This window comes from Pandoraea sp. LA3 (assembly GCF_022696215.1).
Lineage (GTDB): Bacteria > Pseudomonadota > Gammaproteobacteria > Burkholderiales > Burkholderiaceae > Pandoraea > Pandoraea capi.
On sequence record NZ_PTPY01000036.1, the window covers coordinates 580,229 to 592,645 of the forward strand.

Annotated in this window: 11 protein-coding genes; 3 read left to right on the top strand and 8 right to left on the bottom strand. The window is 62.7% G+C overall.

Features of this window, described 5'->3' with window-relative positions; genetic code table 11:
- Window positions 1-66 precede the first annotated feature (66 nt).
- From C5N93_RS21030 to C5N93_RS21045, 4 genes are all read right to left on the bottom strand, one after another.
- Window positions 67-423, bottom strand: a complete 357-nt coding sequence (locus C5N93_RS21030; RefSeq protein ID WP_242560765.1) for a VOC family protein — start codon at window positions 421-423, stop codon at window positions 67-69.
- Window positions 420-845 (bottom strand): DUF3224 domain-containing protein, encoded by a 426-nt coding sequence (locus tag C5N93_RS21035; RefSeq protein WP_242560766.1) that lies wholly within the window; start codon window positions 843-845, stop codon window positions 420-422. Before C5N93_RS21035 ends, C5N93_RS21030 begins: the two co-directional genes overlap by 4 nt.
- A 214-nt stretch (window positions 846-1,059) precedes the next feature.
- Window positions 1,060-2,217: a porin gene (locus C5N93_RS21040; RefSeq protein ID WP_242560767.1), complete on the bottom strand. Its 1,158-nt coding sequence runs from the start codon at window positions 2,215-2,217 to the stop codon at window positions 1,060-1,062.
- Window positions 2,218-2,472: 255 nt separating this feature from the next.
- Window positions 2,473-2,916, bottom strand: a complete 444-nt coding sequence (locus C5N93_RS21045; protein ID WP_242560768.1) for a transglycosylase SLT domain-containing protein — start codon at window positions 2,914-2,916, stop codon at window positions 2,473-2,475.
- Window positions 2,917-3,340: 424 nt separating this feature from the next.
- Between C5N93_RS21045 and C5N93_RS21050 the strand changes: the two genes are divergently transcribed.
- On the top strand, window positions 3,341-4,438 hold the full coding sequence (locus C5N93_RS21050; protein WP_242560769.1) for a saccharopine dehydrogenase C-terminal domain-containing protein: 1,098 nt from the start codon (window positions 3,341-3,343) through the stop codon (window positions 4,436-4,438).
- 122 nt (window positions 4,439-4,560) lie between these two features.
- Here the strand turns inward: C5N93_RS21050 and C5N93_RS21055 are convergent, their stop codons facing one another.
- The 4 genes from C5N93_RS21055 to C5N93_RS21070 all read right to left on the bottom strand — a co-directional run bounded on the left by C5N93_RS21055 (window position 4,561) and on the right by C5N93_RS21070 (window position 9,829).
- Entirely contained in the window at window positions 4,561-5,628 is a 1,068-nt protein-coding gene (locus C5N93_RS21055) for a porin (protein WP_242560936.1), read from the bottom strand.
- Between the two features lie 121 nt (window positions 5,629-5,749).
- Window positions 5,750-6,820, bottom strand: a complete 1,071-nt coding sequence (locus C5N93_RS21060; protein WP_242560770.1) for an ABC transporter ATP-binding protein — start codon at window positions 6,818-6,820, stop codon at window positions 5,750-5,752.
- The gene (locus C5N93_RS21065) at window positions 6,813-8,576 is read right to left on the bottom strand and encodes an iron ABC transporter permease (protein WP_150720872.1); all 1,764 of its coding nucleotides are present in this window, start codon (window positions 8,574-8,576) and stop codon (window positions 6,813-6,815) included. Before C5N93_RS21065 ends, C5N93_RS21060 begins: the two co-directional genes overlap by 8 nt.
- Before the next feature lie 200 nt (window positions 8,577-8,776).
- On the bottom strand, window positions 8,777-9,829 hold the full coding sequence (locus C5N93_RS21070) for an ABC transporter substrate-binding protein (RefSeq protein ID WP_242560937.1): 1,053 nt from the start codon (window positions 9,827-9,829) through the stop codon (window positions 8,777-8,779).
- Window positions 9,830-10,121: 292 nt separating this feature from the next.
- Between C5N93_RS21070 and C5N93_RS21075 the strand changes: the two genes are divergently transcribed.
- Together C5N93_RS21075 and C5N93_RS21080 are read left to right on the top strand one after the other, a co-directional pair.
- Window positions 10,122-10,811, top strand: coding sequence for a response regulator (locus tag C5N93_RS21075; RefSeq protein ID WP_150720874.1), 690 nt, complete (start codon window positions 10,122-10,124; stop codon window positions 10,809-10,811).
- Window positions 10,812-10,889: 78 nt separating this feature from the next.
- Window positions 10,890-12,326, top strand: a complete 1,437-nt coding sequence (locus tag C5N93_RS21080; protein WP_150720875.1) for a sensor histidine kinase — start codon at window positions 10,890-10,892, stop codon at window positions 12,324-12,326.
- The last annotated feature ends 91 nt before the right edge of the window (window positions 12,327-12,417 follow it).

Genomic DNA, 12,417 nt, shown 5'->3' on the forward strand with positions numbered 1-12,417 from the left:
CGGCCTTTTTGCTTTGCATCGCGACGCGCAATGCCTGCGACGCCGGTGATCAGCAACCGATGACGCTCAGGTTACCGCCGACCACACCGCAAGTTCGTAGCCGTCCGGATCGATGAAATGAAAGCGCTGACCACCGGGAAACGAAAACACCGCACGGCTGATCGTCGCGCCTGCGTTTTCGATTCGGCGTTGCGTCTCGGCGAGATTGTCGGCATAGAGAATCACCAGCGGGCCGCCCGTACGCACAGCTTCACCGGTCGTGAACCCGCCGGTGAGTCGCCCATCGGTGAATTCCGTATAGGTCGGACCGTAGTCGGTGAACGTCCAGCCGAACACGCTGCCGTAAAACGTCTTGCTGCGTGCGATATCGCCGACATTGAATTCGATGTTGTCGATCTGACGATCGATGCCTCGATGGCTCATGACGCCTCTCCTGTCGCGGGCTGCGTCTCCGGCAGCACATAGTCGAACGCGTAAGCGTGTTGTCCGTCGGTGATCGTGATGAGCAACGTCCCCGTCAGGCCACTGAGCGCATCGGTGCCGGAGTCGGGAACGACAGTGATCGATTGCGCGGGCACGCCGCGTGTCATCGTCGAGCTGTGTTGCAGCACGAACGTTCCGGTGTGGCCCTCAAGCGTGCCGCGTACCGTCTCCATCGCGACGTAGCCCGCCGAGCCCGGGGTGCCGCTTCGAAACGCGAGCATCTCACCGTGCCCGGTCGCGCTCAGATCGCCGTGATACGTCTTGTCCAGCGAGAGACGCGCAAGTCCCGTACCTTCCGCAACCGGACTGAGCGGTTGCGGCCCGAGCTGGACATCGAAAAGACCTTTGGCAGTGCGATTCACTTACACGCTCCTCGGTTGAGATGACATATCACTCAATACTGTATTTTTGTACAGTATTGAGTGTACTCGAACCTGAGCAGGATGCAAGGCCGTTTTTGACTGGATCAACGCGAGAAAGTGAGCGAGCCAGTAAAAAAGGGAGCCCCTTGCGGAGCCCCCTGAAAATACTGGAGCACTCAAATCAACTACAAAAACATCTCGCGAAGATGTCGGCTTAGAACTTGTGGCGCAGGCCCGAGATCACAGCCGTTTGCGTCTTCGTGCTCGACAGGCCGCCGGCACCGCTGATCGATGCGGCCGTGGCGTCGCCGGCTGCCTTCTGATAGATACCGACCAGATACACGTCGGTACGCTTCGAGAGCAGATAGTCGACCGCTGCGTTGACCTGGTGATACTTCGGGCTCAGGTCGGCGAGCGTGGCGCTACGCGTGCTGGCGTCCGTGTACGTGTACGACAGGCCCAGCAGCAGCGACGGCGTCAGGTTGTACGTGCCGTTCAGTTCGTAGTTCGACACACGGGCACCCGTGCCGCCGACATAGCGCAGTTGCGTGTTGCTATACACGAAGCCGACGTTGGCCGGGCCGAACTTGTAGCTACCGCCCGCAGCCAGCACGCGCTGCTTGTCCACGCCGACCGTTGCCGTGCCGACCTTCGACGAGTAGAAGTCGCCGCTGTAGTCACCCGACACGGCACCACCGGTGTTGGCGCCGTTCGGCGTGCCGACTTCCAGGTAGCCGATGCCGAACTTGACCGGGCCGTTCGCGTAGCTCGCGCCCAGGCTCCATGCGCGGTTGTTCGCGAAGCCGGTGCCGCCTGCGCCGTTGTTGGCCTGGTTCGAGAAGCCGTACAGGCCGCCGAACGAGAAGCCGGCGTAGTTGGCGCTCGTGTACTTGATCGAGTTGTTGATACGGAACGAGTTGTACAGGTTGTCAACGTCGCCGACGTGCGCGCCGAGCTTCGTCGCAAACTGCTTGGCTGCCGTCAGGCCGCTCACGAAGTCGACCACGGAGTCGTACTGACGACCGATCGTCACGCTACCGAACGCCTTGTTCGACAGACCGACGAATGCCTGACGACCGAACTCGCGGGTGCCCTGACCCAGTTGGCCGTTCGTGATGTTGAAGCCGTTTTCCAACGTGAAGATGGCCGACGTGCCGTCGCCCAGATCTTCCGAGCCCTTCAGGCCCCAGCGGTTGCCCGATTGCAGACCATCGGCGGTCGTGAAGTTCTTGCTGCCGCCGACGTTGCTCACATAGGCGAGACCGCCGTCGAGAATGCCATACAGCGAGACGTTGCTCTGCGCGTGGGCTGCACCGGTTGCTGCGGCTGCGATAACGCCACACAGTGCGGCGGCCAATTGCGTCTTTTTCATCGGTCGATTCCTCTATCGATAACCTATTAGTCGATTCGAACCCTTTCGCCTGTGGACGGGCGCCCCGTGGGTTCGGGCCGAACTATATCGAACGAAGTCGTAATTCCATAGGTGTCTTAACGAAAAGGCATACGAACTGTCTTGTCGTTGCAACGCATCGAAACAGGTGCCGAAGAATCGCCACAATTTCATTTTCATGACACATGACTGCCGTATAAATCCAATGGCCGCGAAGTCCGGGAGTGCTCCTTCTCCTCAGTTGGACTGCATCAGACGTCGATTGCGCTCGGCGATCAATGCCGCATAGCGCTTGCGCACCTTCTCGGCGTACGTCTTTCGCAACGGTGCGCGGGTCTGACCTCCCCCTGCGTTATACGCACCGACCGCCTCCCATCCATAGCCGTATTGACGCACGAAGCCGGCAAGAATCCATGCGCCGGTGACGATCGACGTGCAGGCATCTTCACGCAATCGCCGCTCGCTTACGCCGTATTGCGAGAGGCTCGGCAAGTGCCGGCTGTTGATCTGCATCAGTCCGATGTCGTAGGTGCCATCCCGATTCACGTTGCGCGCCTTCATGTCCAGATTCGATTCGACTTGCGCGATGGCGTACAGCAATAGCGGGTCGAGTCGATAGCGCTCGGCCGCGACGTCCCAGCAGTCTGCGTGTGCGGATGGCGCGAACAGTGCCGCAAGCATCGCCGTTATCACGGCTATGGTTGCGCGCAGGGCGGGTGACGCGCTTAGCGCGGCGATGGGCGTCCACGCCGTGAAGATCTCGCGCCGCCTACGAGAACGTTGCGTCGCGTGCTGGCGTACTGGTCGCATAGGCTCCGATTTCTGCGTTGTGTGACTCGCGCGCCATTGTCGACGAGGCTCGGCCGAGATGGCTTGCAAAAAACGCACACCGCCGGTCCGGCAACGGGCCGGCCATCAATCGATTGGCTTTTCGTCGCTTGATGACGAAATCAATTGATGTCTCGTCATTTCGTCATAAATATCAGTTTTATAGACGAAATAACGCTACATTTCATCGGTCCCCCTCCCTAGAATGAAAGCACCGACGCGTCGCTGGCGAAGCCCGCGAGACGCCTCCGACCGACGTTCCTGAAAGGGGGAAAACATGAAGAAGATTGCCTTGCTGGGTGCGGGACACATCGGCCAGACCATTGCCCGTTTGCTGCATGACAGCGGCGACTACCGGGTGACGGTGTTCGACCGTAACGCACAGTCCCATCATGCGGTTCGCGAGTACGCACACGCGTTCGTCGAACTCTCCGGTAACGACACCGGCTCGTTGCAACGTGCCGTGTCCGGTTTCGACGCCGTGGTCAACGCGTTGCCTTACACGATGGCGACGAGCGCTGCGACGGCGGCCGTGGCGGCCGGTTGTCACTACTTCGATCTGACGGAAGACGTTGCCGCGACTCACGCCATCGCGCAACTCGCCGAGGGCGCCTCGACGGTCCTGATGCCGCAATGCGGACTCGCTCCCGGCTTCATCGCCGTCGCGGCGCACCATCTCGCCGCCTCGTTCGATCAGGTGGATTCCGTGAAGATGCGCGTGGGCGCCTTGCCCGCGTTCCCGACCAATTCGCTGAAGTACAACCTGACGTGGAGCGTCGACGGGCTCATCAACGAGTACTGTCAGCCCTGCGAGGCGATTCGCGACGGTGTCCGGCTCAGCGTGCAGCCGCTCGAAGACCTCGAACACTTCTCGCTCGATGGCGCCGAGTACGAGGCGTTCAATACGTCCGGCGGGTTGGGGACGTTATGTGAAACGCTGGCCGGGCGCGTGCGCGATCTCGACTACAAGTCGGTGCGCTATCCTGGGCACGGGGCGTTGATGAAGGTGCTGCTTAACGAACTCCGGCTCAAGGACGATCAGGAGACGATCAAGGCCATTCTCAAGCGCGCCATTCCCAGCACGTTGCAGGATGTGGTGCTGATCTTCGTGGTCGTGAACGGGCTTCGCGGCGGCACGCTCACGCAGGAAGTGTTTGCCCGCAAGATTTTCGCGGAGCGCAACAACGGGCACAGCGCCAGTGCGATTCAGATTACGACCGCCTCGGCGATCTGCGCCGCAGTGGACATGTTCTTCGCGAAGCAACTGCCGCAACGCGGGTTTATCCGTCAGGAGCAGATCGCGTTACCGGACTTCCTCGCGAATCGCTTCGGACAGGTCTACGCGCATTCGACGCACATTGAATCCCTGTCCTGACGAGACCCGAGGCAACGGCGTAGACAAAAAAACACGACGACCCGGCAAGCGGTGCACCCCCGCACCTCCGGGCCGTCGTTGAGGAAACGCTTTGGAGATTCTCTTGTAGTGATGGACTCGCGTCAGAAGCGGTGCTGGATGCCCGCCGTCACGCCAAGCTGCGTGTCTGCCGCGCCGGTCAGGTCACGTGACAGGCTGACCTTCTGGCCGTGCTTCGCGAAGGCGTAGCCGCCCGACAGGTACAGCGCCGTGCGTTTGGACATCGCGTACTGCGCGCGCAGCGAGATGAGCGTCGGATCGGCGTCGCCCGCGTCCTTGATGTCCTGATGGTAGATCGCACCGTACAGCGTGAACGCCGGCGTGAAGTCGTACGACGCGCCCAGCCAGTACATGTCGCTGCGCAGCGATGCGGTGCCCGCCGTCACGAACGTCTTCTTGTAGTTGCGATAGCCTGCCATCACCTTGGCGCCACCGAAGCGATAGCTCGCGCCGGCGTGAATGCCCTGGATGTAGTCCGTCGTGTCCGCCGGCGCAACGCTGTTGCCCGCGCCGTTCTGACGGTCATACGTCGCCACCACCGCGAACGGGCCGTTCTCGTAGCCGAGGGCGAAGTCGTATTTCGACGATGTCTTCGTGCTGCCGGCCACGTTGCCGAAGCCATACATCGCCCCGAACTTCAGGCCGTTGTAGTCGCCGTCGTAACGCACGACGTTGGACGAGCGCGAGAACAGGCCGTCCTTACGACCACCGGTCGCGGTCGAACTGGTCGCCCACGAGTAGTTCGGCGCATAGCCCATCGGGTCGAACTGGAGCATGTAGTCGTACGTCGTGGTGAACGTGCGGCCGATGGTGAACTGCCCCCACTTCTTGTGCGCCAGACCGACCGTCGCACGGCGGTCGAAGATCGCGCCCGGGCCGTCGTCGAACTGCCCGTTGACCATGTTGATGCCGCTCTCGAGGTTGAACACGGCCTTGAGATCGCCGCCGAGGTCTTCGGTGCCCTTGAAGCCGAAGCGCGACGTGTTCTTGCCTCCCGAGATTGCGCGCACGGCGCCGCCGTTGTCGCTGGCGTGGTTCACATACTCGACGCCCGCGTCGACGATCCCGTAAATCGTCACGTTGGATTGTGCGTGCGCCTGTCCGGCCAGCGTTCCCGCGGCGACCATTGCGGTCATGGCGGCCAACGCCATACTGCTTCGTTTCATTGTTGTCTCCTCTTTTTTGATTCTCGTGGTATTCGCGCGGGAGAGCGCCCGCGCATCGCATGAAAAGCGTGCGTGCCGGGTGGACGAATGCCCCCGGCACCCGCCGTCAGGCATTCGATTGCGCGAACGCCCAGCAGTCGTTGGCCGGAAACTCCACCCAGTGATGACCCGGTTCGCGCGGCACGTGGCCGAACGCGCGAAAGCGCAGCGAGCCGCAATGGAAGAGGTATTCCCAGCGGTCGCCGAGATACATCGACGTGACGAGTTGCGCGTTCACGCGGTTGTGGCCCGGGCCGTCGGCGACCTGCACGCGCTCCAGCCGGATGACGGCCTGCGCGTCCTGACCGGCAGCCAGCGTGTCGCGGGCGCGGGCTTGCAGCGCGAAGCCGTCGCCTGCGAGCGTGACGAGATCGCCGTCGACGGCGCTCACCGTGGCGTCGATCCGGTTGTTGCTGCCCATGAATTCGGCCGTGTATAGCGAGCGCGGCGATCCATAGAGTTCGGCCGGCGTGCCTTCCTGTTCGATGCGTCCGTTGCGCAGTAGCAGAATGCGGTCCGACATCGCCATCGCTTCGGTCTGGTCGTGCGTGACGCACAACGCCGACAACCCCAGCGAGACGATCAGCTCGCGCAGCCACGCGCGGGCTTCTTCGCGCAGCTTGGCGTCGAGGTTCGAGAGCGGTTCGTCGAGCAGAATGACGGGCGGGTTGTAGACAAGCGCTCGCGCAATCGCCACGCGCTGCTGCTGACCGCCGGAGAGCTGGAAGGGGAAGCGCTCGGCGAGATGGCCGAGACCGAGCTGATCGAGGGCGTTCTGCACGCGCTCACGACGCTCGGCCGCGCCCACCTTGCGCAGCTTCAGACCATAGCCGACGTTGTCCGCCACGGTGCGATGCGGCCACAGTGCGTACGACTGGAACACTAGCCCGAGCGAGCGTTGCTCGACGGGGCAGTCGATGCCCTTTGCGCCGTCGAAGAAGACCTGATCGTCGAGCGAGATACGGCCGTCGGACGGTTGTTCGAGGCCTGCGACAGCGCGCAGCAACGTGGTCTTGCCGCTGCCGGACGCGCCGAGCAGGCAAACGACTTCACCGGCCTTGAGTTCGAACGACACGCCCTTGAGGATGGGGTTGGTGCCGTAGCTCAGGAAGAGGTTGTCGACGATGAGCTTATCCATGCAATTTGACTCCGAAGCGCAACGCCACGCCCAGACCGGCGCCGACCATCGCGATGTTGATGACAGAGAGCGCTGCGACCTGATCGACCGCGCCGGTCGCCCACAGCGACACGAGCAGCGAGCCGATGACTTCCGTGCCCGGAGAGAGCAGGTAGACGGCGGTCGAGTATTCGCGCTCGAAGATCATGAAGATCAGCAGCCACGCGGCGAGCAGGCCGAAGCGAACGAGCGGCAGGGTGACGTCGAGACTCACGCGGCTGCGCGTGGCGCCCACGCTGCGGCCCGCTTCTTCCAGTTCGGGGCCGACTTGCAGCAGCGCGCTCTGAATGAGACGCATACCGTAGGCGAGCCACACGACCGTGTAGGCCACCCAGATGCTCCACATCGAGTTCTTCAGTTCGCGCAATCCAGGCACGAACAGGAAGATCCACAGGAACGCCAGACCGGCAAGCAGACCCGGCACGGCGCGCGGCAGCAGCACGATGTAGTCGAGCAGCTTCGCCGCCCAGTCGTTACGACGGTGCCCGGCGAACGCTACGAGCGAGTAGAAGCCCACGGCCATCGCCCCGCCGATCACGCCGATGCCCAGCGTGTTGAGAATGGCGCGCACGAGGTTGTCCTGCTCGAACAGCTCCGTGAAGTTCGACAGCGTGAGGACTTCGGCCAGCGCAACGCCTTCGCCCCAGTGCGTGACGAAAGAGCGCAGCACGATGCCCGAGATCGGCACGAACACCGTCACGACCAGCCACAGGGCAACGATGGCCAGCGCGACCCAGCGCCAGACGCCCAGCGGCAGCACCGTCTGACGACCGGCTTTGCCTTTGACCGTCACGAACTTGTTGGCGCGCTTGAGCAGGTGACGTTGCAGCAGCACGAGCGGGAACGTGATGGCCACGATGCACATCGCCACGGCCGCCATCAGGTGATACGACGGCACGCCCAGCTTGTTCGTGAGCTTGTAGAGATACGTGGCCAGCACGAGGTGACCTTCGGGGTCGCCCAGCACCAGCGGCAGGCCGAAGACTTCGAAGCCGAGGAAGAACACGAGCACGCCGGCGAAAAGCAGCGCAGGCATGGTCATGGGCAGGCTGACGTCGAGCGCGACCCGGAACGGACGTGCGCCGGCCACGCGGGCCGCTTCTTCGACGTCGGAACCGAGATTGCGCAGCGCGGCTGACGAGTACAGATAGACGTGCGGCACGTGCGTGAGGCCGACGATGATCGTGATGGCGAGCACCGAGTACACCGACCACGGCGCGTCGATCCCCGTGAGTTCACGGAACCACACCGAGTAGAAGCCCACGGGGCCGGCGGCCACGACGTAGCCGAAGGCGAGCACCATCGGCGAGACGAACACGGGCGTGAGCAGCAGCGGTTCGAGCCAGCGACGGCCCGGCAGGTCGGTGCGCACCATCAGGAACGCGAGAATGCCGCCGAACGGGATCGAGATGAACAGCATCCCGAACGCGATGATGAAAGAGTTCTTCACGGCCGACCAGAAGTCGGGGTCGGTGAAGATGAAGCGGTAACCGTCGATGCCGAACGTGCGACTGGCGTCGAAGAACGGCGCCGAGAGCAGGCTTTGCAGCACGATGAACGACAGCGGCAGCAACACCGCGATCGTGAGCACGGCAATGACGAGCCAGCGCGAGGTGGCGGCAAGCGCGCGCCAGGGGGACGCCACGTGAGGCGCGCCACCGTGAGGCGCACGCCCGGCAGGCACCGCAGAGCGGTTGGCGGTAGAAGACGACAGCATGAGGGTCTCCCTGCACCCCGCGGGGCGCATATCGAGAAAGGCTTGGGGAGAGGCGCTGCGTAGCGATGTCCTGACGATGTCGATAGGACGTCGATACGCGAGCGCCGGTCTTGAGGCTTGAGACTTAGGGGTGAATCAGCATCCGCTGGCCGCAGACTTCACGGCGTTATCGAGGCGAAATCAAGGCGCTAACTACGGCATCAGCGCTTGATCGACTGTTGCCAGCGCTTGAGGAATTCAAGTCGCTTGGACTGATCCAGATAGACGAGCAGGCCCGCGCCGATCGGAATCGGCTTGAGCGCCGCGCCGAGTTGCTGCGTGAGGTTCGCCATCGAGGTTTCGCCGTCTACGTCCGCACGGATCGAGAACAGGTTGGCCTGATTGGCGAGCAGCGTCTGGCCACGTTGAGAGAGCAGATAGTCGATCCAGAGCTTCGACGCGTTGGGGTTCTTCGCCTTCTTCGAGATCGTGACCAGACGGCTCACCACCTGCGTGTAATCGCGCGGATAGACGTAACCGATGGACGGATCCTTCTTCGCCTTGGCGAAGGCGTACGAGCCGAGGATGTTGTAGCCGATGAGGTTTTCGCCCGACGAGATGCGTTCCATCATCGCGCCCGTGCTCGATTGCAGCTTCGGGTTGAGCGCACCCATGGCGCCCACGAGCTCCCACGTCACTTCCGGATTCACGCGGGCGTCCTGCGTCAGGTAGTTGAAGCCCACGCCAGACTTTTCGATGTCGTAGGTCGTGACCTTGCCCTTGAACTTCGCGGGATTCGCCTGCAACAGCTTGATCAGCTCCATGCGCGTTTGCGGGACTTCGTTCGCGGGCAGCAGGCGCTTGTTGTAGACGATGGCGAGCGGTTCGTACGTCGTGCCGTATGCCTGCTTCTGATACTGCGCCCAGCCGGGGATGTGCGCGGCTTCGGGCGACTCGTAGCTGGCCATGGTGCCGTCGTTCACGAGCTTGACCTGAAGGTCCATCGCGGAGCTCCAGAGCACGTCGGCGCTGGTGCTGTTGGCGGCATATTCGCTGATGAAGCGGTTGTACAGCTCGGTGCTGTTCATGTCGTTGTACTCGACCTTCACGCCGTACATCGACTCGAAGTCCTTGATGAGCGGACGCACGAGCGCGGTGTCGGTCACCGAGTACACGATCAGCTTGCCTTCTTTCTTCGCGGCGTCGATGGTGGCCTGATAGTTGGCCGGGTAGCCGGCCGGTACCTGCGCGTGGGCTGCGGGCAGGGCGGCCATAAGCGTCACGGACGCCGCTATTGCGCCGAGTGCGCCGATCGCTGTCTTTTGCTGCATGTCATCCTCCGGAAGATCCCTTGAGAGGGATTTGTCGTTTTCGCGTGGCGCATGTTAATTTGCCGAAACTTTCAATTCGCTTTCGATTTCCTTTCGAATCCGGCCTGCGCCCCCTTTTTCGGGTCATGGATTTCCCTAGTGTCGGTGAGTGCGCTCATCCGCCCAAGTCGTGCGATTCAACGATCGACACGCCATCGAAAGCGAATTCTGCGGCGCTTCAGTGGTCTGGCATCTCATGCGTATCCTGCTTGTCGAAGACAATCCGAGTCTGGCTAAATCGCTCTCCGAAGCATTAGCGCAGGCGAACTTCGCCGTCGACTGCATGCACGACGGCGAAGCGGCCGATCACGTGTTGCGCACGCAGGAGTATTCGCTCGTGATTCTCGATCTCGGGTTGCCGCGTCTGGACGGCCTCGAGATCCTGCGACGCCTGCGCGCGCGGCGCAATCGTGTGCCGGTGCTGATTCTCACCGCGCACGGCTCGCTAGAAGATCGCGTGAAGGGGCTCAATCTCGGGGCCGACGATTATCTTTCAAAGCCGTTCGAACTCGACGAGCTGGAAGCGCGCGCCCGCGCACTGATCCGTCGGTCGCAGCATCACGAGAGCGCCGACGTCACGTGCGGGCCGCTCGTCTTCGATGGTGTGGAACGAAGCTTTCGTCTGGACGGCGAGCTGCTGGCCCTGACCAAGCGCGAGCGTGCCGTGCTCGAAGTACTGATCCTGCGCGGCGGACGCGCGATCAACAAGGAGGCGCTCTCCGAGAAGCTGTTCGGCATCGATGAGTCGGTGAGCCCCGATGCCATCGAAATCTACGTTCACCGGCTTCGCAAGAAGCTCGAAGGCAGCCGCGTCGCCATCGTCACGTTGCGCGGGCTGGGTTATCTGCTCGAAGAGAAGGCCGACGCCGCACCTTCTGCTGGCTGAGCGCGATGTCTCAAGATTGGCCGCCAGGCGCACCGCGTTTTCGTCTCACGCCGTACTTTTTTTGACGTCCTCCGTTCCATGCCGCAACCGAATCTTCGCCGCCAACTGGCGCTCTGGCTGCTGTTCCCGCTGCTTGGGCTGCTCGCTCTCGACACCTGGCTGACTTATCAGCGCGCGATGAGTGCGGCCAACTCGGCGTTCGACCGTTCGCTGGAGTTCTCGATCAAGTCGATTCGCGAAGGCACGCAACTGATCGACGGTGAGGTGCAGGTCAACCTGCCGTACCTCGCGCTGGAGATGTTCGAGTCGGATCGCGGCGGCAAGATCTATTACGTGATTCGCGAAGGCGGCGACGGCACGCAGGGCGGCGGCAACGATGGGCGCGCGGTGACGGGCTACCACGACTTGCCGTTGCCGCCGGTTCGGCTGACGCCCGAGCCGTACCACACGGCGTTCTACGACGCCGAATATCGCGGCGAGACGCTGCGCATGGGCGCGCTGCAATTGCCGGTGCATGACGTGCCGAATGCGAAGACGCGTGTGGTGTGGATCGTGGTTGGCGAGACGACGGAGGCGCGTCACGAACTGGCGCGTCAGATCCTGACCGGCGCCCTTCAGCAGGAAGTGCTGCTCGTGGTGCTGGCGCTGGCCATCGTCTGGCTCGGGGTGACGCGTGGTCTGCGTCCCCTGAACCGGCTCTCGGCGAAAGTGGCGGCGCGTGGTGAAGACGATACGACACCGCTCGATAACGTCGACTTGCCGACGGAGGTCAAGCCACTGGTCGAGTCCATCAATCAGTACGTAGGACGCGTTGGGCGCATGCAGGCCGCACGACAACGCTTCTTCGCCGATGCCGCCCATCAACTGAAAACACCGCTCGCGATCATTCAGGCCGAGTCCGAGCTGACACTGCGCGAATCGCTGAGCGCGCACGCGCGAGAGCGCGTCGAGCGGCTCAATCATGCGGTCAGGCAGGCCGCGAAGAGTGTCCGGCAGTTGCTGTCGTTGTCGCGCCTGGAGGCGGAGGGCGGTCCGCCCATGGCGATGGCCTCGCTACGACTGGACGACGTGGCCCGCAGCGTCGCGCTCGACTGGTCGCCGGTCGCTCGTGCCCGCCGGATCGATCTGGGCTTCGAGCACGACGGTGCGGTGACGGTTCACGGGCAGCGCGAGTTGCTGGCGGAGTTGTGCGGCAACCTGATCGACAACGCCATTCGGTACGCGGGGGACGAGGCGGTGATCACCGTTCGCACGCGTCTCGACGGGGTGGCGCCCGTCCTTCAGGTGATCGACAACGGGCCTGGCATTCCAGTGCAGGAGAGAGACGCGGTGTTCGAGCGCTTCTATCGTCGCGAGCACAGCGGCACCCCGCAACAAAACGCTGACGGCTCCGGACTCGGACTGGCGATCGTCAGGGAAATCGCCCGCAAGCATCACGCTCAGGTGTCGCTTGGCGATGCCCCCGGCGGCGGCCTCGAAGTCACCGTCCGATTCCCGGTGGACGGTATCGAATGAGTTTGCTGGATGAATTTTCCTTCAATCCCGATTTTGTGGGATGGATATTCCACGAAACCAGATATGCACAGCTAAATTCGCAAGCCTTTTC

Bases quoted from the DNA above. Each gene is read 5' to 3' on its own strand.
- C5N93_RS21030 (WP_242560765.1), bottom strand. From the start codon at position 423: ATGAGCCATCGAGGCATCGATCGTCAGATCGACAACATCGAATTCAAT.
- C5N93_RS21040 (WP_242560767.1), bottom strand. From the start codon at position 2,217: ATGAAAAAGACGCAATTGGCCGCCGCACTGTGTGGCGTTATCGCAGCC.
- C5N93_RS21045 (WP_242560768.1), bottom strand. From the start codon at position 2,916: ATGCTTGCGGCACTGTTCGCGCCATCCGCACACGCAGACTGCTGGGAC.
- C5N93_RS21050 (WP_242560769.1), top strand. From the start codon at position 3,341: ATGAAGAAGATTGCCTTGCTGGGTGCGGGACACATCGGCCAGACCATT.
- C5N93_RS21055 (WP_242560936.1), bottom strand. From the start codon at position 5,628: ATGGCGTTGGCCGCCATGACCGCAATGGTCGCCGCGGGAACGCTGGCC.
- C5N93_RS21060 (WP_242560770.1), bottom strand. From the start codon at position 6,820: ATGGATAAGCTCATCGTCGACAACCTCTTCCTGAGCTACGGCACCAAC.
- C5N93_RS21065 (WP_150720872.1), bottom strand. From the start codon at position 8,576: ATGCTGTCGTCTTCTACCGCCAACCGCTCTGCGGTGCCTGCCGGGCGT.
- C5N93_RS21070 (WP_242560937.1), bottom strand. From the start codon at position 9,829: ATGGCCGCCCTGCCCGCAGCCCACGCGCAGGTACCGGCCGGCTACCCG.
- C5N93_RS21075 (WP_150720874.1), top strand. From the start codon at position 10,122: ATGCGTATCCTGCTTGTCGAAGACAATCCGAGTCTGGCTAAATCGCTC.
- C5N93_RS21080 (WP_150720875.1), top strand. From the start codon at position 10,890: ATGCCGCAACCGAATCTTCGCCGCCAACTGGCGCTCTGGCTGCTGTTC.